At 57.5% G+C, this 20866-nt stretch carries 21 protein-coding genes; 18 read left to right on the top strand and 3 right to left on the bottom strand.

Annotated elements, in window-relative coordinates; translation table 11 throughout:
• Positions 1-894: 894 nt before the first annotated feature.
• The 8 genes from mraZ (at position 895) to murD (ending at position 10099) form a co-directional block, all read left to right on the top strand.
• The gene (gene mraZ / locus ACRBB0_RS24655; protein ID WP_431377139.1) at positions 895-1410 is read left to right on the top strand and encodes a division/cell wall cluster transcriptional repressor MraZ; all 516 of its coding nucleotides are present in this window, start codon (positions 895-897) and stop codon (positions 1408-1410) included.
• 3 nt (positions 1411-1413) lie between these two features.
• Entirely contained in the window at positions 1414-2403 is a 990-nt protein-coding gene (gene rsmH, locus ACRBB0_RS24650; RefSeq protein WP_431377138.1) for a 16S rRNA (cytosine(1402)-N(4))-methyltransferase RsmH, read from the top strand.
• Position 2404: 1 nt separating this feature from the next.
• Positions 2405-2755 (top strand): cell division protein FtsL, encoded by a 351-nt coding sequence (gene ftsL, locus ACRBB0_RS24645; protein WP_431377137.1) that lies wholly within the window; start codon positions 2405-2407, stop codon positions 2753-2755.
• Complete coding sequence (locus ACRBB0_RS24640; protein WP_431377136.1) at positions 2752-4542, top strand: peptidoglycan D,D-transpeptidase FtsI family protein; 1791 nt, start codon at positions 2752-2754, stop codon at positions 4540-4542. Before ftsL ends, ACRBB0_RS24640 begins: the two co-directional genes overlap by 4 nt.
• 43 nt (positions 4543-4585) lie before the next feature.
• Positions 4586-6076: a UDP-N-acetylmuramoyl-L-alanyl-D-glutamate--2,6-diaminopimelate ligase gene (locus ACRBB0_RS24635; protein ID WP_431377135.1), complete on the top strand. Its 1491-nt coding sequence runs from the start codon at positions 4586-4588 to the stop codon at positions 6074-6076.
• Complete coding sequence (locus ACRBB0_RS24630) at positions 6073-7491, top strand: UDP-N-acetylmuramoyl-tripeptide--D-alanyl-D-alanine ligase (RefSeq protein WP_431377134.1); 1419 nt, start codon at positions 6073-6075, stop codon at positions 7489-7491. The genes ACRBB0_RS24635 and ACRBB0_RS24630 overlap by 4 nt, the downstream gene beginning before the upstream one ends.
• A gap of 11 nt (positions 7492-7502) precedes the next feature.
• Positions 7503-8585: a phospho-N-acetylmuramoyl-pentapeptide-transferase gene (gene mraY, locus ACRBB0_RS24625; protein WP_431377133.1), complete on the top strand. Its 1083-nt coding sequence runs from the start codon at positions 7503-7505 to the stop codon at positions 8583-8585.
• A 122-nt stretch (positions 8586-8707) separates the two neighbouring features.
• Positions 8708-10099 carry a UDP-N-acetylmuramoyl-L-alanine--D-glutamate ligase gene (murD, locus tag ACRBB0_RS24620; protein ID WP_431377132.1) on the top strand — a complete coding sequence of 464 codons (1392 nt, stop codon included), beginning with the start codon at positions 8708-8710 and terminating at the stop codon, positions 10097-10099.
• A 14-nt stretch (positions 10100-10113) separates the two neighbouring features.
• Here the strand turns inward: murD and ACRBB0_RS24615 are convergent, their stop codons facing one another.
• The 3 genes from ACRBB0_RS24615 to ACRBB0_RS24605 form a co-directional block, all read right to left on the bottom strand.
• On the bottom strand, positions 10114-10791 hold the full coding sequence (locus tag ACRBB0_RS24615) for a hypothetical protein (RefSeq protein WP_431377131.1): 678 nt from the start codon (positions 10789-10791) through the stop codon (positions 10114-10116).
• 77 nt (positions 10792-10868) lie between these two features.
• The gene (locus tag ACRBB0_RS24610) at positions 10869-12059 is read right to left on the bottom strand and encodes an NAD(P)/FAD-dependent oxidoreductase (protein WP_431377130.1); all 1191 of its coding nucleotides are present in this window, start codon (positions 12057-12059) and stop codon (positions 10869-10871) included.
• A gap of 39 nt (positions 12060-12098) precedes the next feature.
• Entirely contained in the window at positions 12099-12647 is a 549-nt protein-coding gene (locus ACRBB0_RS24605; protein WP_431377129.1) for a helix-turn-helix domain-containing protein, read from the bottom strand.
• A 101-nt stretch (positions 12648-12748) separates the two neighbouring features.
• Here ACRBB0_RS24605 and ACRBB0_RS24600 point away from each other — a divergent pair, with 101 nt between their 5' ends.
• The 10 genes from ACRBB0_RS24600 to ACRBB0_RS24555 all read left to right on the top strand — a co-directional run.
• The gene (locus tag ACRBB0_RS24600) at positions 12749-13471 is read left to right on the top strand and encodes an AzlC family ABC transporter permease (RefSeq protein WP_431377128.1); all 723 of its coding nucleotides are present in this window, start codon (positions 12749-12751) and stop codon (positions 13469-13471) included.
• Entirely contained in the window at positions 13464-13760 is a 297-nt protein-coding gene (locus ACRBB0_RS24595; protein WP_431377127.1) for an AzlD family protein, read from the top strand. The genes ACRBB0_RS24600 and ACRBB0_RS24595 overlap by 8 nt, the downstream gene beginning before the upstream one ends.
• 105 nt (positions 13761-13865) lie before the next feature.
• Complete coding sequence (ftsW, locus tag ACRBB0_RS24590; RefSeq protein ID WP_431377126.1) at positions 13866-15032, top strand: putative lipid II flippase FtsW; 1167 nt, start codon at positions 13866-13868, stop codon at positions 15030-15032.
• A 114-nt stretch (positions 15033-15146) separates the two neighbouring features.
• On the top strand, positions 15147-16271 hold the full coding sequence (locus ACRBB0_RS24585) for a UDP-N-acetylglucosamine--N-acetylmuramyl-(pentapeptide) pyrophosphoryl-undecaprenol N-acetylglucosamine transferase (protein WP_431377125.1): 1125 nt from the start codon (positions 15147-15149) through the stop codon (positions 16269-16271).
• A 56-nt stretch (positions 16272-16327) separates the two neighbouring features.
• Positions 16328-17725: a UDP-N-acetylmuramate--L-alanine ligase gene (murC, locus tag ACRBB0_RS24580; protein ID WP_431377140.1), complete on the top strand. Its 1398-nt coding sequence runs from the start codon at positions 16328-16330 to the stop codon at positions 17723-17725.
• A 277-nt stretch (positions 17726-18002) separates the two neighbouring features.
• Entirely contained in the window at positions 18003-19172 is a 1170-nt protein-coding gene (locus ACRBB0_RS24575) for an APC family permease (protein ID WP_431377124.1), read from the top strand.
• A gap of 73 nt (positions 19173-19245) precedes the next feature.
• Positions 19246-19494: a hypothetical protein gene (locus tag ACRBB0_RS24570; protein WP_431377123.1), complete on the top strand. Its 249-nt coding sequence runs from the start codon at positions 19246-19248 to the stop codon at positions 19492-19494.
• Positions 19495-19557: 63 nt separating this feature from the next.
• A complete protein-coding gene (locus ACRBB0_RS24565; protein WP_431377122.1) occupies positions 19558-19818 on the top strand; it encodes a DUF2484 family protein in 261 nt (86 codons plus the stop codon).
• A 184-nt stretch (positions 19819-20002) separates the two neighbouring features.
• Positions 20003-20269 (top strand): hypothetical protein, encoded by a 267-nt coding sequence (locus ACRBB0_RS24560; RefSeq protein WP_431377121.1) that lies wholly within the window; start codon positions 20003-20005, stop codon positions 20267-20269.
• A gap of 166 nt (positions 20270-20435) precedes the next feature.
• Positions 20436-20866, top strand: a 431-nt coding sequence (locus ACRBB0_RS24555; protein WP_431377120.1) for a hypothetical protein, incomplete at its 3' end; no start/stop codon positions are given.

The following is a 20866-nucleotide window of genomic DNA, read 5'->3' as shown; positions in this document are numbered from 1 at the left end:
CGTACCTCGATTTGAAGGCCGAGCTGTTAAACCGGCTTTAAAGGGGTGTTCAATGGATGGGGGCAGGGCGGTTGTTTAAACGGTTTTGCCCCGATCCCACCAGATCGCCCAGATCATCCCATCTGAACCCAAAACTGTTTTGCTGTAAAAACAAGTGTAATTTACTGTAAAACCTGATGTCACGCTACAGTAAAACCTGATGTCACGCTACACACACGCTACACTGACGTCACGCTACACCGGCATATGGGAAACCATGGGCCGCTTCATGGGAAGTCATGGGCGTCTTGGCCGGAAGCGGGATGTCGGAGAGCAATCTCGGCCGAAACGAATCAATTTTGACGCTCTTGGGGTGATTCTCGGTGTGTAATCCCCTATATTGATCCCAGCGTCGGCGAGAATTTATCAGAAATTTTCAGCTGCGCGAAGATTTTTGGGAAACCATGGGATCAGTTTGAGCACACCGCAATGTTACTATATGTCGTGTAATCTTGCGTGAGTGGCACCATTTGTACGTGTTTGATGGGCATTTTGAAGCAAATTGCACGCTATGGTAGATACGGCTCGTCGATGCGCTTCGCCAAAATCCCATAAATAACTGTTGCTTCCCATGAAATCCCATGGCAAACATTATCTACACGATGAGAGACGGACAACGGGGCAACAACGATCCCCACACCGACTTCAAAAACAAAAATAAGAGCAGGTTCATACAGGCGTTCGCTCTCATCGTAACAAAGGATCCGGCGCGCGGGCGAGCAGACATCCCCCCAGGTGGCGCGCGCAGTCGGAGATACCCGCTTAGCGGGTCAGCGGTGGGTTGATCAGTGGCAGCAGATCAACCCGCCGTTTTTCGTTTCAAGACTTGGGGCAACAAGGGCAGAGGTCAGGACAGTGGGCCGTAGGCTGAGGTTCAGAGGTGAAAGTCGACATAAGGTCGATACGAAGGGGCGGGTATCCATTCCGGCCTCCTTTCGCCGTGTGCTTCAGGCGGGTGATCCCGATTGGGCCGAAGGTCTGAACCCGAACTTTGTCATCGTCTATGGCGACAGTCGCCGTAAATATCTTGAATGTTATACCATCCAGGAAATGGAAGAGGTCGAAGACCGCATTTCCGGGATGAAACGCGGCAGCCAAAAACGCCGTATTCTAGAACGCCTTTTCCTGAGCCAATCCACTACCACATCCGTTGATGAAACCGGGCGCATCGTGCTTCCGGCGAAACTGCGTGAAAAGATCGGGTTGAGCAAAGAGGCCCAATTTGCCGGTGCCGCTGACACCTTCCAGATTTGGGAACCAAGCACCTACGAAGATGAAATGGCTGCCACCGAAGAATTCCTTGATGAGCAGGATGAGGGGTTCGATCCGCTTATGCTGTTGGATGAAGACGACGAAGACGAGGGCCTATAAGGCATGCCTGACAGCGCGCCACATATTCCGGTTTTGTTGCGCCCGTTGATCGAGGCGGTTTCGCCCGTTTCTGGCATTTGGATTGATGGCACGTTTGGTGCGGGTGGCTATTCGCGCGCCTTGGTCGACGCAGGAGCGACCCGCGTCATTGGCATCGACCGTGATCCGCTGGCGCATGAAATGGCCCTGAACTGGATCGGTGAATACGCAGGTCGGCTTGATCTGGTCGAAGGCAATTTTGCAAATTTGGACCAAGTTGTAGAGGCGGCTGACGGGGTTGTTCTTGATCTTGGCGTGTCGTCCATGCAGCTCGATCAAGCCGAGCGCGGGTTTAGCTTTATGCGCGATGGGCCGCTGGATATGCGTATGGCGCAATCTGGTCAAAGCGCTGCTGGTTTGGTCAATACGGCCAGCGAAGAAACGCTGGCAGACATCCTCTATATATATGGTGAAGAACGCCAATCGCGCCGGATTGCGCGTGCCATTGTGCAAGACCGTGACGAACAGCCATTCGAAACCACACTACAATTGGCGGGCCTGATTGAACGCGTTATCGGCCGCACCAAACCCGGTCAAGCCCACGCGGCCACCCGCAGTTTTCAGGCGCTGCGCATCGCGGTGAACGATGAATATGGTGCGCTGTGGCAGGGGCTTATGGCGGCGGAACGGGTGCTGAAACCCGGTGGGTTGCTTGCGATTGTGACCTTTCATTCCATCGAAGACCGTATGGTCAAACGCTTTTTCCAAGAACACGGCGAAAAGAAAGTCAAAGTGAACCGCTATGCCGCTGAGGCCCCGGTCATGACACAGCCGTTTGAAATTCTGACCCGCAAGGCCATTGGCCCGGATGCGCAGGAGCTGGTGGAAAATCCGCGGGCGCGATCGTCCAAATTGCGGGTTGCGCGCCGCACCTCGATTGAGGCACGCGAAATCGACTCTGGTGAAATCGCCATGCCCCTGGTTGCGGGGCCCAGCAAGTATAGGAAATCCTGAGATGCGTAGTTTGCTTTTTCTTCTCAGCGCTTTGGCCGTGATCGGCACCGGCTATTGGGCCTACCATGAAAATTATCGCACCCAAGATGAACTGGACAGGGTGGATGCCCTGCGTCGCGACATCGGCGAAGCGCGTGAGCGGCTGGCGATCCTAAAAGCAGAATGGGCGTATCTCAATCGCCCTGATCGGTTGCGCGATCTTGCGGATATGAACTTTGGTCGGCTTGGGTTGATGCCCTTGCGCCCAGATCAATTCGGCGTTGTGCGTGACGTGATCTTTCCAATCCCAGAGACTGATCTGGTGGTGACAGAGCCGATTGACGTCACCAGCGCCGGGGCGCAACAGCCATGATGCGCACACCGCTCCGCCCGTTGGCCCGAATCCTGGACGCTCGCCAAAAAGGCGAAAACCCGGATGCGATTGAAAAAGAAAACCGCCGGCTCCGCCACGAGCAGATGCGCGACAAAACCCGCCTGCAATCCGAAGGGCGGCTTTTGGTTTTGGGGGTGATGTTCTTTTGCGCCTTTGCGGTGATTGGGGCCCGCATGGGCACCATTGCCGCGACCGAAGCCGCAGAACCGCGCGCGACCCAAACCGGCGCGTCGATTGTCGCAAGCCGCGCCGATATTGTTGATCGCCATGGGCGTGTTTTGGCAACGAATATGGACACCCACAGTCTCTATGCGCATCCGCAACAAATGATCGAACCCGAGCGAGCCGCGCAAGAGCTTGGCAAGATTTTTGCGGATATGGATGTCGAGGCCATGACGCGGCGGTTCAACGATCCCAAAAAGAAATTTATGTGGGTCCGCAAGAAGTTGTCGCCTGAACAGATGCAGGCCGTTCATGATATCGGAGAGCCGGGCTTGTTGTTTGGTCCGCGTGAAATGCGGCTTTATCCCAATGGGGCCATCGCCTCTCATGTTTTGGGCGGTGCCGGTTTTGGTCGTGAAGGTGTGCATTCGGCCGAAGTAATTGGCACGGCTGGCATCGAAAAATTCTACAATGATGAGTTGCGTGATCCAGCCCGCGAAGGCGCTCCTCTGGAGCTTGCCATTGATCTGACGGTCCAAGCCGCAGCCGAAGAGGTGCTTCATGCGGGTATGAAAATTCTGAACGCCAAAGGCGCGGCGTCAGTGTTGATGGATGTCCAAACCGGCGAGGTGATCTCGATCGTCTCATTGCCCGATTTTGACCCAAATGATCGCCCCAATCCGCTCACTGAAGGCAATGCTTCGGACAGCCCGCTGTTCAACCGTGCCGTGCAGGGTGTGTACGAACTTGGCTCGACCTTCAAGATTTTCGCAGCCGCCCAAGCGATGGAATTGGGCTTGGTTAATCCGCACACGGTGATTGACACGGACGCCAAGCTTAAGGTCGGCGGCCATACGATTGGTGAGTTTGAAAATCACCATTATGGTAATATCAGCGTTGAAAAAATCATCGTCAAAAGCTCAAACCGCGGCACGGGTCGGATGGCGCTGGCCATTGGCCCCAAACGTCAGCAGGAGTTTCTGGCCAAGCTGGGCATGTTCGAGCCAACCCCGGCGGAAATTGTCGAAGCCAGCGGTGGCAAGCCGTTGCTTCCAAAACGTTGGACCGATCTGAGCGCGGTGACCATTTCTTATGGCCACGGTATTTCGACCACACCGCTGCACTTGGCGGCGGGCTATGCGGCGATTGCCAATGGCGGTATCGCAGTCAAACCCACCTTGTTGAAGCAAAATGGCCCTCAGGACGGTGATCGCGTGATGTCCGAAGCCGTTGCGGCGGCGTCGCGCACGATGTTGCGCAAGGTGGTCACCGAAGGCACCGCGAGCTTTGGAGAAGTGCCGGGCTATCATGTTGGCGGCAAAACCGGCACGGCAGACAAACCCAAGGAACGGGGCGGTGGCTATTACAAAGACAAAGTGATCGCCACCTTTGCATCGATGTTCCCGGCGCATGATCCGAAATATGTGTTGGTGGTCACGTTGGACGAGCCGGTTGAAACCAGCGGCAAGAAACCGCGCCGCACAGCCGGTTGGACGGCGGTTCCGGTCGCGGCCGAAATGATTGGCCGAATTGCGCCGCTTCTGGGCTTGCGTCCAGAGTTCAATACAGGGCAATTGGAAGGCGTCGTGCGGATTTCCCAATAACCGCGCGACCGAGTGAGAATAAACAGAAGGCTGGGGGGCGTTCATGAGTATGACCAGCGGGCAAACAAAAAGCCTGACAGAGCTGGGCCTGACCGCGCGTGCAGGGCGCGAAGCACAGGTGACTGGCATGGCGGTGGACAGCCGCGAAGTCAAAGACGGATACCTCTTTGCTGCGCTGCCCGGTACGCGTGTCCATGGTGGCGAATTCATTCAATATGCGTTGCGTATGGGGGCCGGGGCGATCCTGACGGATGCCAAAGGTGCAGAGATAGCGCGCCAAGAGCTCGCCGCGTCCGACGCGGCCCTGATCATCGCCGAAGATCCACGCCAGACGCTGGCCTATACGGCCGCGCTTTGGTTTGGGGCCCAGCCCGACTGTGTGATTGCCGTGACGGGAACAAATGGCAAAACCAGTGTCGCGACCTTTGCACGTCAGATATGGCAGGCATTGGGCTTGCGGGCTGTCAACCTTGGCACCACCGGCGTTGAGGGCGATTGGACCGCTCCTCTGAGCCATACAACCCCCGAACCGATCACTTTGCATGGCATGTTGTCGGGCGCGGCGCGGGATGACATTACGCATGCCGCAATGGAAGCCTCCAGCCATGGGTTGGCGCAGCGTCGGCTTGACGGTGTTCAACTGACCGCCGCGGGCTTTACCAACTTCACCCAAGACCATCTCGATTATCACGAGAGCTTTGAAGACTACTTTGCCGCCAAAGCCGGGCTCTTTGCCCGTGTTTTGCCCGAAGACGGGACGGCGGTGATTAACATCGACGATCCACGCGGTGTTGACATGCTGGCCATCGCCAAAGCGCGCGGCCAAGAGGTGATCACAGTTGGACGCCATGCCGCCGACCTGTGCCTTGAGGGGCAGCGGTTTGACGCGACGGGCCAAGAAATCCGGCTGAGTTGGCGCGGCGCAACCTATCAGGCACGGCTCGGACTTATTGGTGGTTTTCAGGCCGAAAACATATTGCTGGCGGCGGGATTGGCGATTGCCTGCGGGGCCGAAGCGGGCCGGGTGTTTGATGTTCTGCCACTGTTGGGCACAGTGCGCGGACGTATGGAATTGGCGGCGACGCGCGATAATGGCGCGGCGGTTTTTGTCGACTACGCCCACACGCCAGATGCGGTTTCAACCGCGATCAAGGCGTTGCGGCCTCATGTGATGGGCCGGTTGGTCGCGATTGTCGGTGCAGGCGGGGACCGCGATCCGAGCAAACGCGTTTTGATGGGGCAGGCTGCGGCGGACAATGCCGATGTGGTGATTGTGACCGATGATAATCCTCGCTCCGAAGACCCGGCAACCATCCGTGCTGCAGTGACAGCCGGTGCGCCTGAGGCCATTGAAGTCGGTGATCGCGCCGAAGCGATATTGCGTGGTGTTGATGCGCTTGGGGCGGGTGATGCGCTGATCATTTGCGGCAAAGGACATGAAAGCGGCCAGACCGTGGGCGACACGGTCTATCCGTTTGATGATGTTGAACAAGCCAGCGTTGCCGTGGCGGCGCTCGACGGAAAGGGCATGTGATGCTTTGGACCGCGAAAGATGCCGCCGAGGCAACCGGTGGACGTGCGATTGGCGATTGGTCGGTTGATGGTGTGTCGATCGACACCCGGACAATAGAGGCCGGTGATCTGTTTGTCGCTCTCAAGGCGGCGCGCGATGGGCATGACTTTGTCGCCCAAGCGTTGGAGGCCGGGGCCGGGGCGGCTTTGGTCAGCCGCGTGCCTGATGGGGTTTCCAAGGACGCGCCTTTGTTGGTGGTTGACGATGTCTTGAACGGCCTTGAGGCGCTTGGCCGCGCGGCGCGGGCCCGGACCAAGGCCAAAGTGGTGGCGGTCACCGGGTCGGTTGGCAAAACCTCAACCAAGGAAATGTTGCGCACCGTTTTGGGCGCGCAGGGCAAGGTTCACGCGGCCGAGAAAAGCTATAACAATCACTGGGGCGTGCCTCTGACATTGGCGCGGATGCCTGCGGATGCGGATTTTGCCGTGATCGAAATTGGCATGAACCACCCCGGCGAAATTTCACCTCTGGCACAAATGGCGCGGCCTGATGTGGCGATGATCACCATTGTGGCCCCGGCGCATTTGGCAGCCTTTGACGGGCTAGACGGTATCGCCCGCGAAAAGGCCGCGATTTTTGACGGGCTGGAACCCGGCGGTGTCGCGGTGATCAATGGCGATCTGGATGTGTCGCCCATTCTTGACGCCGCCGCCACGACAAATGCGGGGCGGGTGATCCGTTTTGGGGCACAAGACATCAACGATCATCGCCTGACCACGGTGTCGATCAGGGATACCTGCACCATTGCTCAGGGCGTTGCCGGTGAAGAGCCTGTTTTGTTCAAAGTTATGGCTCCGGGGCGTCACTTTGCCACCAATGCCATGGGGGCCCTGGGGGTTGTCACGGCGCTGGAACTGGATTTGGCAATGGGCATAACGGCGCTTGGTCAATGGTCAGCTGGGGCAGGGCGCGGCGCGCGTGAGATCATTGCGCTGGATGCTGTTGATCCCAAATTGTCCGTCGAATTGATTGATGACGCTTACAATTCCAATCCGACATCTTTGGCGGCCTCGCTCGAAGTCTTGGCCGCTGCCGAGCCGAAAAAGGCTGGACGCCGGGTGGCATACTTGGGCGACATGGCTGAATTGGGTGACACCGAAATCGCCCTGCATGTCCAGCTTGCCGGTTTGCCTGGGATGGACGCCATCGATCAGGTGCATTGTGTCGGGCCGCTGATGCGCGCGCTTTGGCAGGTTTTGCCGGCCGATAAACAGGGGCGTTGGTGCGAAACCAGCGCTGAGATTGCCGCAACTGTGGCACAAGATATGGGGGCCGCAGATGTGGTCTTGGTCAAGGGATCGCTATCTATGCAGATGGCCCGCGTGGTTGACGCGATCCGAAAAATGGGCCAATCCCCCGCAGAACTGGACGGGTAAAGGGGTAGAGCATGCTGTATTGGCTGACGGAACTGAGCGACGGCGGGGATGTGTTTAACCTGTTTCGCTACATCACGTTCCGTGCGGGTGGCGCATTTATGACGGCGTTGATTTTTGGCTTCCTGTTTGGACGCCCGTTGATCAATGTGCTGCGCAAACGTCAAGGCAAGGGCCAACCGATCCGTGATGATGGCCCCGAAGGGCATTTCGTCAAGGCAGGCACACCGACCATGGGCGGCCTGTTGATCATCGGGGCCTTGGTGACCTCGACCTTGCTTTGGGCACGGCTCGACAATCCATTTGTCTGGATGGTTTTGTTTGTGACCATATCCTATGCGGCGATTGGCTTTGCCGATGATTATGCCAAGGTTTCCAAGCAAAACACCGATGGTGTTTCTGGTAAAATTCGACTGTTATTGGGGTTCTTGATCGCCGGTATTGCCGCCTATTGGGCCGCGCAATACCACCCAGAAGACCTTGCTAATCAACTGGCCCTGCCAATCTTCAAAGATACGCTGATCAACCTTGGCTATCTGTTTGTGCCGTTTTCGATCATTGTTATCGTCGGTGCCGCCAATGCGGTTAACCTGACCGATGGTCTGGATGGTTTGGCGATCATGCCGGTTATGATCGCGACCTCAACCCTTGGTATCATCGCCTACGCCGTTGGCCGGGTCGATTTTACCGAATACCTCGATGTGCATTACGTCCCCGGGACAGGTGAAATCCTGGTCTTTGCGGCGGGGGTTGTTGGTGGTGGCTTGGGCTTCCTTTGGTACAACGCCCCACCGGCGGCCGTGTTTATGGGTGACACTGGTTCCTTGGCGCTTGGCGGCGCTTTGGGTGCCATCGCGGTGGCCACAAAGCACGAGCTGGTTTTGGCGATTGTTGGTGGTCTGTTTGTGGTCGAAGCACTGAGCGTGATCATTCAGGTGCTCTATTTCAAACGCACCGGCAAGCGCGTGTTTCTTATGGCTCCGATCCATCACCACTATGAGAAAAAAGGCTGGGCCGAGCCGACCATTGTGATCCGGTTCTGGATCATCTCGTTGATTCTGGCGATTATCGGTCTGGCGACACTTAAGGTGCGCTAAGGCGGTGGAACAGAGGCCGGTTGCGGTGCCTGTTTCATCGTTCACAGGCGACACCCGATTGACAAGACCCCAAACCCCGGTTCCCTTGGCTCCGGGGTTTGCTGTGAGAAAGAGGGCAGTGCATGATACCTGTTGAGGGATTTCAGGGGGCCAAGATTGGCGTGTTGGGGTTGGGCCGCTCTGGCCTTTCGGCGGCGCGTGCGTTGCGGGATGGCGGCGCAATACCGGTTGTCTGGGATGACAATTCCAGCGCCCGAGACAGGGCCGAGGCCGAAGGGTTTGAGGCCCGCGATCTGCGCCGCGCCATGGACGAGCTGTCTTGCCTTGTTGTCTCACCCGGCATCCCACATCTGTACCCGACACCAAATCCGGTGATTGAGGCCGCGCTGAAGGCGGGTGTGCCGGTGGACAACGATATCGGCTTGTTCTTTCAGTCGCTTGGGCGGGGTTGGGAGATGTTTGATACCGCTCCAAAGGTGATCGCGGTCACCGGTTCAAACGGCAAGTCTACGACATCGGCCCTGATCCACCACCTGCTTGAGCATGTGGGGCGGGACAGCCAATTGGCGGGCAATATTGGCCGCGGAGTGCTCGATATTGATCCGCTTGGCGATGGCAGCGTTGTGGTCTTGGAACTGTCGAGCTACCAGACCGATCTCGCCCGTAGCCTGACGCCGGATGTGGCGGTCTTCACCAACCTGTCGCCTGATCATCTGGACCGGCACGCCGGGCATGGGGGCTATTTTGCCGCCAAACGCCGGCTCTTTGCCGAAGGCGGCCCTGATCGGGCGGTCATTGGCGTGGATGAATCTGAGGGAATGTTTCTGGCCAATCAGCTGGGCCAAGGTCCGGCCGATGATCGGGTGATCCGTGTGTCGTCGGGCACCAAACTGACCGGTCCGGGCTGGCAGGTGTTTGCGCGCAAAGGGTTCTTGTCCGAATATCGCAAAGGGCGTCAAATCGCGTCGATTGATTTGCGCAATGTGGCCGGTTTACCGGGCGCGCATAACCATCAAAATGCCTGCGCCGCCTATGCCGCCTGTCGCGCGATTGGCCTTGCGCCGCGCGTGATTGAGGCGGGGTTGCACACATTTGCCGGACTTCCGCATCGCAGCCAAATCGTTGGTGAAAAGGATGGTGTGCGGTTTGTAAACGACTCCAAGGCGACCAATGTCGATGCGGCGCTAAAAGCGTTGCAAGCCTTTGGGCGTATTCGCTGGGTCTGCGGAGGATTGATGAAAGAAGGCGGGCTAGAGGCGCTTGAGCCGGGGTTGAAAAACGTTGCCAAGGCCTATGTCATTGGCCGCGAGGCCGAAGCCTTTGCCCTGCAACTCCCGGACACTGACACCGAGATATGCACCTCGATGGCAACCGCCGTGGCCCGCGCGGCTCAAGACGCCGAACCGGGGGATGTTGTGCTTTTGGCTCCCGCCGCCGCAAGCTTTGATCAGTATGACAATTTTGAAAAGCGCGGCGAAGACTTCACCGATCATGTGCGCAAGGTCCTGGGCTAAGCGACCCTGAGACCCTAGCCTTGTGGCAATCGGCGCAGCTTATCGAGATGGCCGTTTTCGACGGCCTTCAAATGGATCACGCCAAGCTGCGCGGGGACAACAGACAACTCCAGCGCCTTGGCAATCGCCAGTCGGTGATTGCCATTGCCCGCCAACATCGGCTGACCATTGCGGTCGATATGGACATAAATACCGTCATATTCGCGGCGGAAAAACTCGGGTCGCTCTTGAACGGATTGCAGCTGTCCTGTGGATCTGACCGCCTCATACAACTTGTCCATCCGGTCGTATCTTTCATAGACGTCCTGGCGCGTGCGGCATCCGTCGAAAACGCCTTGCTCCTTGATTGAGCGCATCATGGAATCGATGATCCCAGTATCTTCCCAGCTGACGCCATTGCGAAAATGGTCCCAAACCGCGCGAAACTTGCGCGCCGTTTCCAAAGGGTTGGTCGACAAATCCCAGTCGCTGTCAAGGACAAGCCCGCTGTGGCGGCGGCGAAGTTGGTTTCCTTTGAAACGCTTGAATTGATGGGTCACTTGCCGAGGATCAATAAAGATGCGTTCGTCGCTTTGCGGCGCATCAAGCCCAAATCGCAATTTGTTAATCAGATCGCGCACAGCCTTTTGCGGCACTTGCATTTCGATTGTGCGCGGCAAATTACGGATTTGAAAAGGCGGATACGTTGACATGCCTCGTACATAGTCAACGCTGGCATTGTTTAAAGTATTTGTAGCAAAACCGCGACAATTTTGTAAATTTAAAACGATTATCCGCCGATGTCAGCCTGACCTGCGGCCTGCCCACAAGCGACCCCAGACGACCAGGCCCATTGGAAATTAAAGCCGCCGAGCCATCCGGTGACATCCACTGCTTCGCCAATGAAATAGAGGCCGGGCACAGTTTTGGACATCATGGATTTGGAATTGAGGCCATCGGTATCAATACCGCCCAATGTGACTTCAGCGGTGCGATAGCCTTCTGTGCCGGTCGGTTTGAGCTGCCAATCCCCAAGCGCACGCACCAGATCGGCAATGCGTTGGTCTGAGAGATCGCCAAGGTTGCCTTTGACATCAATCAGGGCGGCCAGATGGTCTATCAGGCGGCTGGGCAGGTGGTGTGATAGTTCGGTGGTCAGCGCTTTTCGCCCGGCGCTGCGACGTTTCTCTTTTAGAATGGATTCCAGCGGTGTCGTTGGCAAAAGATTGACCGAAATCGTATCGCCGTCGCGCCAATAGCTCGAGATTTGTAAAACCGCCGGACCGGACAGGCCGCGATGGGTAAAGAGCAGAGCCTCGTCAAAACCTGTCCCATTGCACATTAGCCGCACCGGGGTTGAGACCCCCGAAATCTCGGCAAACCGACCTTTGTCAAACGTAAAGGGCACAAGGGCAGGGCGGGTCTCGGTGACCGCATGGCCAAATTGGCGCGCAATATCATAAGCGAGCCCGGTCGCCCCCATTTTGGGGATCGACTTGCCGCCTGTGGCAACGATCAGATTGGCACAGGTGACGGTGATGTCCTTGCCATCGCGCTCTAACCTTGCCTCAAAGGCGCTGCCAGTGTGACGAATGTCTTTGACGCGGGTCTTTAACCACATCCGCGCGCCTGCCGCCTCAAGCTCGGCCACCAACATGGCGACAATCTGGGTGGCTTTGTCATCGCAAAACAATTGCCCAAGCGTCTTTTCATGCCAAGCGATGCCATGTTTGGACACCAGTTCGATAAAATCCCATTGGGTATAGCGCGTCAGGGCGGATTTGTGGAAATGCGGGTTGGCACCAAGGTAGTTGTCAAAATCGCACTGCATATTGGTGAAGTTGCAACGCCCTCCGCCAGAAATGCGGATTTTTTCACCCGGCGCTTTGGCGTGATCAATCACAAGCGTGTCGGGCCCAGCATGGGCCGCGGCCATCAGACCGGCCGCACCAGCCCCAAGTATAAGCGTTTTGACTTTCATAATGTGGCCGTGCCCAAGATTGCCTCAAAGCGCAAGGGGTCAGCGTGGAAATTCCATCGCCAAAAAGACGGTCGCTTGGTCGGTGAGCGCTTGATAGATATGGGCGACATCGCCGGGAAATCGGAAATAGTCGCCGGGCCCAAGCTCTTCTGGCGCATCCACGGGGCCGATCCGCACCCGTCCGGTTGAGACGATGACATGTTCTACGGTGCCTTGCGGATGGGCAGCCGCATCGCGCGACTCGCCTGCAACGAGGTCAAAACGATACAGGTCTCGGCGGCTACCCGGAGGGCCGTTGGATAGCAAAAAGGCCTGCAAATCCGTGCCTTCGGAATTGATCGGAGTGCCCTCGCCAGCCCGCACCAAGGTCATTTCCGGCGGTGCCGTATCGAACAAAAACCCAAATGGCACGTCCAGCGCATTGGCAATCGCCCACAGGGTCTCGATGCTCGGATTGCCTTGGCCCGCCTCAAGCTGAGAGAGCGTCGATTTGGCAAGCCCTGCCTGGTCCGCCAGAGCAGATAAGCTTAGGCCAGCTTTGGTGCGTTCACGTTTGAGGGCGCGGGCAATGAGGGTGATCGGGGTCATGGTCTCTCCGACGGTTTCGTTCGGTATACTGATCAACGTTCGCCTTGACAAACGAAACCCGAGGGTTCATCAAAATGGACGTTGTTCGATTTGAGGCCCAAATGACCGATATAGACGCCCCTTCCAGCGTGATGCGCGACGATATTCGCGCCGGATTGCGTGACGTAATGCCGGTGCTGGGGGCAGTGTTGCCTTTTGCGGCCGTCTTTGGGACCGTTGCCGTCGACAGCGGCCTGAGCCCAAGCGAAGTTATGTTCGCGTCAGCGAGTATTTATGCAGCGGCGTCGCAATATGTGATGATTGATCTGATGGGGCAGGCGGTGCCGATCTGGTCTATCGTACTGGCGGTCTTTGCCTTGAACTTTCGCCATGTGCTCTATTCTGCATCTCTTGGTCGCCACATGGGGGCCTTTTCCTTTTGGCAAAAAGCGCTGGCCTTTGCGCTTTTGGTTGATCCGCAATTTGCCGCGTCAGAAGCACGGGCAGGCAGGCGTGGATTGCGGCCAGCCTATTATTTCGCCTATGCATCGGCGATCTATTCGGTTTGGATCCTGTCCAACCTTGTCGGAGTTTTGTTTGGATCCTTGCTCGAAAATCCGGCGGCCCTTGGGCTCGATTTCCTGTTGCCTTTATATTTCCTCGGGCTTGTGATGAGCTTTCACGCCCGGAGCCATTTTCTGATCATCCTGACGGTTAGCGCCGCGGCGTCTATCCTTGTTCATCAAACACTTGGCAGCCCGTGGCACATCACTTTGGGCGGCGGGGTCGGCATGATCGTCGCTGCGGTGCTCAGCAAACCCAAAGAGGACCACAGCGATGCATGACACCATTTTGATCATCATCCTATGTGCATCGGCCACCTATGCGACCCGGTTCGGCGGGCATCTGATCATGCTGCGCTTTGGTCAGGTCAACCACCGGGTCGAGGCGGCTTTGGGCGCTGTGCCGATTGCCATTCTGACAGCGCTTGTCGCCCCGTCGTTGCTCACCGGTGGGATTCCTGGGGTTGTGGCGCTCGTTGCGACCGGACTGGCGGCATGGCGCATGTCATTGGTGACCTCGGTGGCGTTGGGATTGGCGGTTTTACTGATTTTGCGCGCCGCAGGGCTTTGACCGAGTGTTAACGTTAAAATTCTAGCCAAAAGACTTGTTCTTCGCTAATCTGTGCCAAAGCGACCCCGAAAAATCGGGGCGATGAGGCAGTAGAGCGGTGATCTCATGACAGAGATGGTGTATGGCACGGTTCCCGTGCGGGATGTTGAACCTGTGTTGCCCAAATGGTGGCGCACAGTTGATAAATGGACGCTAAGCTGCATCCTGATGCTGTTTGGCATGGGAATTTTGCTGGGTCTTGCGGCCTCTCCCCCGTTGGCGGAGCGCAACGGGCTGACCCCGTTTCACTATGTGCAACGACAGGCGTTTTTCGGCGGTCTCGCCATGATCGTGATGTTCCTGACCTCGATGATGAGCCCGGTTTTGGTGCGCCGTCTTGCGGTTTTGGGGTTCATCGCGGCCTTTGTTGCGCTGGCGCTTCTGCCTTTCCTGGGCACTGATTTTGGCAAAGGCGCGGTGCGTTGGTATTCGCTTGGTTTTGCGTCGATCCAGCCCTCAGAGTTTCTCAAGCCGACTTTTGTGATCATGGCTGCCTGGCTGATGGCTGCGGGGCTTGAACTCGGAGGGCCTCCGGGCCGGACCTATAGCTTTATTCTCGTGGTGACGATTGTGTTGATGCTGGCGATGCAGCCGGACTTTGGTCAAGCGTCATTGGTTCTGTTTGGCTGGGGCGTGATGTGGTTCGTTGGCGGTGCGCCGATGATCCTACTGATCGGGCTGGCTGGGCTTGTGGTGCTTGGCGGCATGTTTGCCTATGGCGCGTCCGAGCACTTTGCCCGCCGTATTGACGGGTTTTTGAACCCCGAAGTCGATCCAACAACCCAGATGGGCTATGCAACCAATGCAATCCGTGAAGGTGGTTTCTTTGGTGTTGGCGTTGGTGAAGGCACGGTGAAATGGTCGCTGCCAGATGCGCATACAGACTTTATTATTGCCGTTGCCGCCGAAGAATACGGGTTGGTGATGGTGCTGGCGATTATCGCGCTTTACACCACCATCGTCGTGCGTAGCTTGGTTCGGCTGATGAAAGAACGTGATCCCTTCATTCGCTTTGCCGGCACCGGTCTGGCGGCGATGTTTGGCGTTCAGGCTATGATCAATATGGGCGTTGCCGTGCGTCTGCTTCCGGCCAAAGGCATGACCTTGCCCTTTGTAAGCTATGGCGGTTCGTCCCTGATTGCGGGCGGCATTGCGGTGGGCATGTTGTTGGCCTTTACCCGGACGCGGCCTCAGGGGGAAATCGGTGATATGTTACGCTCTCGCGGGCGATAGACTGTCCTGCTTGGGCAGGGATCGGCGCAGCATGTAGCGTCATGATTGCTCTGGCGGCGCCTATAAGGTATCTGACGCCGAAACGGTGCCCAAAATGGTGGTGGAGTATTTGAAATGGCAGAGCGCAAGCCTTTGTTGGTGATGGCAGCAGGCGGAACAGGCGGGCATATGTTCCCGGCCCAAGCGCTGGCCGAACTGATGTTGCGCCGCGGCTGGCGTGTGAAACTGTCAACTGACGCGCGCGGGGCGCGTTATACTGGCGGCTTCCCTCACACCGTTGAAATCGAAGAGGTTTCCAGCGCCACCTTTGCCCGTGGCGGCCTTGTGGGCAAAGCAATGGCACCGTTCAAAATCTTGGGCGGTGTTGTCGCGACCCTGTTCAAGTTTCGCAAAGACCGCCCGGATGTTGTGGTTGGCTTTGGCGGCTACCCTTCAATCCCGGCGCTTGGGGCGGCGTGGCTGTTGAAATTGCCGCGCATGATTCACGAACAAAACGGCGTCTTGGGCAAGGTCAATGAAGTCTTTGCCAAAAAGGTCGATGTGGTGGCTTGCGGCACATGGCCAACGGCTTTGCCAGAGGGCGCACAAGGCGTGCATGTGGGCAACCCGGTGCGCGGCGCAGTGATGGAGCGGGCCGGGGCGGGCTACATTGCGCCGGGGCCTTACCCGATGTCGATGCTGGTGATCGGCGGCAGTCAGGGGGCACGGATCTTGTCCGACATGGTGCCACCGGCCATTGCGGCCTTGCCGTTGGATGTTCTGGGCAACCTGCGGGTCAGCCATCAAGCGCGCGATGAAGATGGCGACCGGGTGACAAAATACTACGCTGAAAACGGGGTCGACGCCGATGTGCAACCGTTTTTCCACGATGTGCCCAGCCGGATGAGCGAAGCGCAATTGGTGATTTCGCGCGCAGGCGCGTCGAGCGTTGCCGATATCAGTGTGATCGGGCGGCCTTCGATCCTGATCCCCTACAAATTTGCAACGGGCGACCATCAGACCGCCAATGCCCAAGGGTTGGTGGATGTCGGAGGCGCGATCCGTCTGCCGGAAAGCAAGCTGACAATTGAAAGCCTGAGCGAACAGATTTTGTCGATCCTGACCAATGAACAGGGCGCGATCGCCATGGCCAATGCCGCGCTACGCGCTGGCAAACCCGAAGCGGCCGAAGAACTGGCCGCGCTGGTCGAACAGCTGGCCGGGATGGGCGTACAAGAGAATAACGAGACCGATGAATAACGATAAAACAGGCGGGGCAGCACATGAAAGATCTGGATTTTGAACGGAGCGCAGCGATGACAGGGGCAACCAAACTTCCCGGCGACGTTGGGCCAATTCATTTTGTCGGCATTGGCGGCATTGGCATGTCGGGCATTGCCGAAGTGTTGCTCAATCATGGTTATGTGGTTCAGGGCTCTGACCTCAAGGAAACCAAGATCACCAACCGTCTGGCCGAACTCGGGGCGCATGTATTTGTCGGTCAAAAAGCGGAAAACCTTGAGGCGGCTGAGGTTGTGGTGATCTCATCGGCGATCAAACCAGGCAATCCAGAATTAGACGAAGCCCGCCGTCGGGGCCTTCCGGTGGTGCGCCGGGCCGAAATGCTGGCCGAACTGATGCGCCTCAAATCCAATATTGCGGTGGCCGGCACCCACGGCAAAACCACGACCACAACCATGGTAGCAACGCTGCTGGATGCAGGGGATTTTGATCCGACGGTTGTGAATGGTGGCATCATCCATGCCTATGGCTCGAACGCCCGGATGGGCGAGGGTGAATGGATGGTGGTCGAAGCGGATGAAAGTGACGGCACCTTTAACCGTCTGCCCGCGACTGTGGCCATTGTCACCAACATCGACCCCGAACATATGGAACATTGGGGCAGCATCGAAAACCTGCGTGATGGATTTTACCAATTCGTATCCAACATTCCGTTTTACGGTCTGGCAGTCTGCTGCATCGACCACCCGGAAGTGCAAGCCCTGGTGGGCCGGGTGTCGGACCGTCGTGTTGTGACCTATGGTTTCAACGCTCAGGCCGATGTGCGCGCTGTGAACCTGACTTACAAAAAAGGCGTGGCGCATTTCGATGTGGCGTTTCAATCCGAAGATTTGGTGATCGAAGGCTGTACCTTGCCGATGCCGGGGGACCACAATGTGTCCAACGCTTTGTCGGCGGTAGCAGTGGCGCGGCATCTGGGCATGACGGGGGATGAAATCCGTGAGGCATTGGCGAACTTTGGCGGCGTGAACCGCCGCTTTACCAAGGTTGGCGAAGTCAATGGCGTGACCGTGATCGACGATTACGGCCACCACCCGGTTGAGATCGCCGCCGTGCTCAAAGCCGCGCGCCAAGCCAGCGAAGGCCGGGTGATTGCGGTGCATCAACCGCATCGCTATTCGCGCCTGAGCCACCATTTCGAAGAGTTCTGCTCGTGCTTTAACGATGCAGATGTGGTTGCAATTGCCGAAGTATTTGCGGCTGGCGAAGCACCGATTGAAGGCGCAAGCCGAGATGATCTGGTTGCTGGTCTGGTTCGGCATGGGCATCGTCATGCGCGGGCGCTTCATAGCGAAGATGATCTGGAACGGCTGGTGCGTGAACAGGCCCAGCCGGGCGATATGGTCGTTTGTCTTGGGGCCGGTACGATTTCGGCTTGGGCGAATGCTTTGCCAGCGCGCCTAGAGCGCTAAACACTGAGCGCTCAACGCTATTTCGTGTGTATGTGCCCCTGCAGGATTGCGTATCTTGCAGGGGTCATTTTTTCTGGCCTTGAGGATACCCCGCGAAAAAACACCAGTCCTTTGCGCTCGGTAATCGCTGCCCTCAGAGGCCTCCCGCCCACCCAACCCCCGGCCCCTTCGGGCAGCGATGTGGGTGACGTGACGTTTCGATCACCAAGTTTGTGATGTGTCAAAGTCTTGTGAGCGCGCAGGGGGTAAGTAACCTCATGACGTGATGGGGATTGCAATGTCGGAACATCTCAAACGGCGCATCGGATTACCCTTGCTGGTGGCCTATGGCGTGGGTGTCATGGTCGGCGCAGGGATTTATGTTTTGGTCGGGGCCGTCGCCGGTGTCTCTGGGCAATGGGCACCGTTTGCTTTTCTGCTTGCCGGCTTGGTTGCGGCCCCAACGGCCCTGTCTTATGCCGAATTCAGCACACGCATCCCGGAAGCCGCAGGCGAAGCCGCCTATATTGGCAAGGGGTTTGGCTCGGACCTTCTCGCTGTCTTGGTCGGTTTGGCGATTGTTGCCGCGGGAACGATCTCTGCCGCTGCGGTCTTGCGCGGTGGGGCAGGTTATTTGCTTGGACTGGCGGATATCCCCGTGATTTGGGCAGTGGTTGTGATGGGCCTTGTTCTGACCCTGGTGGCTGTTATCGGTGTCATGGAAAGCATGAGCCTTGTGGCGCTGTTCACCGCCATTGAGATCATCGGCCTTGTCCTCGTCGTTTGGGCAGGCGCAACCAGCGGACCTGTGGCGGAGCTGTCAGGCCCGGTGCCATGGGGCGGCATTGGGGCGGGGGCCATGTTGGCTTTCTTTGCCTTTATCGGTTTCGAAGACATCGTGAATATGGCCGAAGAAGTGCGCGAACCCACCCGCACAATGCCACGCGCAATCCTTTTGTCATTGCTCATTACATCAGGCCTATATGCCTTGGTGGTCTGGGCCGCATTGCGCGCGGTTCCCGCCGATCAATTGGCCGGATCAGAGCAACCGCTTGCCTTGGTATGGGCCGCATCCACCGGTGGCACCGGGCGGTTTTTGTCGGCCATCGCGGTGTTTGCGGCGCTAAACGGGGTCTTGGCGCAAATCGTCATGGCCAGCCGGGTGCTGTTTGGGCTTGGCAAACGCAATCCGGTTTTGGGTCTTTTCCATCACGCGCATCCGCGTTTTGGCACCCCGGCGCTGGCCTCAGTTATCGTTGGTACAGGTGTCATAATCGGCGCTGTTCTCTTGCCCGTCGCGGTCTTGGCCGAGACCACATCTGCTGTGCTGCTGGCTGTTTTCGTGCTGGTCAATGCGGCGCTGATCGCCGTCAAACGCAGAGGCGAGCCAGGCCCTTTTGAAGTCCCGATGTTTGTTCCAATTCTGGGACTTGTCCTGTCGGCCGTGGCACTTGCAGCATCGCTGTAACACCGATACCGCGTCGCAGCTGGCGCTTAGCGCGCTTTGACTGTTCGATATAAATTCATCGAAGGAGACCCGAATGACATCCATGATTGCGATATCAGCCGTTTCAGGCTTTGTCTTGACCTTGCTCTGCGCGCGCCTCTTTGGCGCTTGGCTCGCGGTTGCGCTGATGATAGCGGCCATTGCCACCATCGCCCTGAGTGGCGGCGTGTTTGGCGGTACGAATTGGCACCATCTGGCTCGGATCGGGTCGGCGATTGCCTTTGGTCTGGCCGGTATCCTTGGTCTCATGTTTGGCAAAACTTGGCGCGATCGCAGCGACTAATCCTTGCGCTTTGATTTGCTTTGCGTCATGTTCAAAGCGCCTTGGGGGGCAGCGGAGTAGCAAATGTCACTTTCTTTGATCCTCGCCTTCCTTTGGCTTATCGCCGCCAATGTGCTTGGCATGATCCCATCCAAAGACAACATGTGGTCGCGTGCCTATGGGCTTATCGCGGTTGGAATCCCGTTGCTGGGGTACGTGACATATCAAAATGGACCATGGATTGGGTTGGTTTTTCTGGCGGCGGGGATGAGCGTTTTGCGGTGGCCGGTGCGGTATTTGTTTGCTTGGATCAAGCGGCGGTTTGGTCGGCCTGATCCGAACTGATTGTGGGCTTGCAAGCTTTGGGTCACACCTCAAGCCACCCCCCCAAATGGGCCTCAGGCCGCGCCTTTGTGCGGGCCTGACACCCTGCATCCCTGCACAGATGCTCTGCAGCAAAGTGGGGAATTCCCCACTGGTTTTCCCCCACCACACACACCATCTTGATTGGGTAATCGGGGGATTATCCATGCTTATGATGATACCATTTATTGCTTTTTTCACTGGCCTATTAATAGGTTACGCACCGGTGCGCGCCTGCCGGTCGGATGTCACGTGGGGCTTTGCCGGGCTCTTGACCGCGCTTGGTGGCTGGATCTTGTTCAAGGAAATCACCGTGCCGGGATTGGACGGGGTGATCTATACGCTGGTGGGGTTGTTCGTCATTGCCCCTAGCCTGATCGCAACGGGGATCGGGGCAGGGGTGGCCAATTTACGACCCAGAGAAATGTGCTGAGACAGGCCCGAGTCTGGCCTCGAGTCTGGCCCTGGGCGAAATTGGTTAAGCCGCAGTAACCTGCCAATCTGTACAAAACACCCCGAGTTTGGGGGAGATTGGGTGCGCGTGGCGGCATGGGCCAAACGGCCAGCCCGTGCGTTTCAAATGACCCAAATTTGACGCGATGCCGCGTCATCCCATCTTGCACCGCCCCCCATATCCAGCCATCCTATCCGCGATGGTTGAGATAAAAGATATTAATGATCCCGAGAGCCTCGAGGCTTGGTTAAACGCCCTTCCGCAGGAGACTGAGGAAGAACAGGCCCGCGCCCGGCGCATTGCAGTGACACTGGCGTTTCGTACGACAGCACGGGTTATGCCGATTTGGTGGAATTGGACGCTGACATCCGATCGGGCACGCAAAGGTGATTTGACAGCCCTTCCGATTCTACGCAGTCTTTTGATATCTTCGGTTGCCGCTCTTGTGCCAACCGAAGATATCACCACCGCCGCCGCCGCCGCCAGAGCCACCGCCGCCACCGCCGCCGCCTACGCCGCCGCCGCCGCCACCGCCGCCGCCAGAACCGCCAGAGCCGTCAGAGCCACCGACGCCAC

It is taken from the genome of Pelagimonas sp. (assembly GCF_050633425.1).
Classification (GTDB): Bacteria; Pseudomonadota; Alphaproteobacteria; order Rhodobacterales; family Rhodobacteraceae; genus Pelagimonas.
Note: the sequence above shows the minus strand (reverse complement) of the source record. Positions and strands in the feature narration are given on the sequence as shown.

What these genes read in the sequence shown, in the direction of transcription:
- rsmH (WP_431377138.1), top strand. Translation starts at nt 1,414, where the DNA reads ATGCCTGACAGCGCGCCACATATTCCGGTTTTGTTGCGCCCGTTGATC.
- ftsL (WP_431377137.1), top strand. Translation starts at nt 2,405, where the DNA reads ATGCGTAGTTTGCTTTTTCTTCTCAGCGCTTTGGCCGTGATCGGCACC.
- ACRBB0_RS24640 (WP_431377136.1), top strand. Translation starts at nt 2,752, where the DNA reads ATGATGCGCACACCGCTCCGCCCGTTGGCCCGAATCCTGGACGCTCGC.
- ACRBB0_RS24635 (WP_431377135.1), top strand. Translation starts at nt 4,586, where the DNA reads ATGAGTATGACCAGCGGGCAAACAAAAAGCCTGACAGAGCTGGGCCTG.
- mraY (WP_431377133.1), top strand. Translation starts at nt 7,503, where the DNA reads ATGCTGTATTGGCTGACGGAACTGAGCGACGGCGGGGATGTGTTTAAC.
- murD (WP_431377132.1), top strand. Translation starts at nt 8,708, where the DNA reads ATGATACCTGTTGAGGGATTTCAGGGGGCCAAGATTGGCGTGTTGGGG.
- ACRBB0_RS24615 (WP_431377131.1), bottom strand. Translation starts at nt 10,791, where the DNA reads ATGTCAACGTATCCGCCTTTTCAAATCCGTAATTTGCCGCGCACAATC.
- ACRBB0_RS24610 (WP_431377130.1), bottom strand. Translation starts at nt 12,059, where the DNA reads ATGAAAGTCAAAACGCTTATACTTGGGGCTGGTGCGGCCGGTCTGATG.
- ACRBB0_RS24605 (WP_431377129.1), bottom strand. Translation starts at nt 12,647, where the DNA reads ATGACCCCGATCACCCTCATTGCCCGCGCCCTCAAACGTGAACGCACC.
- ACRBB0_RS24600 (WP_431377128.1), top strand. Translation starts at nt 12,749, where the DNA reads ATGACCGATATAGACGCCCCTTCCAGCGTGATGCGCGACGATATTCGC.
- ACRBB0_RS24595 (WP_431377127.1), top strand. Translation starts at nt 13,464, where the DNA reads ATGCATGACACCATTTTGATCATCATCCTATGTGCATCGGCCACCTAT.
- ftsW (WP_431377126.1), top strand. Translation starts at nt 13,866, where the DNA reads ATGACAGAGATGGTGTATGGCACGGTTCCCGTGCGGGATGTTGAACCT.
- ACRBB0_RS24585 (WP_431377125.1), top strand. Translation starts at nt 15,147, where the DNA reads ATGGCAGAGCGCAAGCCTTTGTTGGTGATGGCAGCAGGCGGAACAGGC.
- murC (WP_431377140.1), top strand. Translation starts at nt 16,328, where the DNA reads ATGACAGGGGCAACCAAACTTCCCGGCGACGTTGGGCCAATTCATTTT.
- ACRBB0_RS24575 (WP_431377124.1), top strand. Translation starts at nt 18,003, where the DNA reads ATGTCGGAACATCTCAAACGGCGCATCGGATTACCCTTGCTGGTGGCC.
- ACRBB0_RS24570 (WP_431377123.1), top strand. Translation starts at nt 19,246, where the DNA reads ATGACATCCATGATTGCGATATCAGCCGTTTCAGGCTTTGTCTTGACC.
- ACRBB0_RS24565 (WP_431377122.1), top strand. Translation starts at nt 19,558, where the DNA reads ATGTCACTTTCTTTGATCCTCGCCTTCCTTTGGCTTATCGCCGCCAAT.
- ACRBB0_RS24560 (WP_431377121.1), top strand. Translation starts at nt 20,003, where the DNA reads ATGCTTATGATGATACCATTTATTGCTTTTTTCACTGGCCTATTAATA.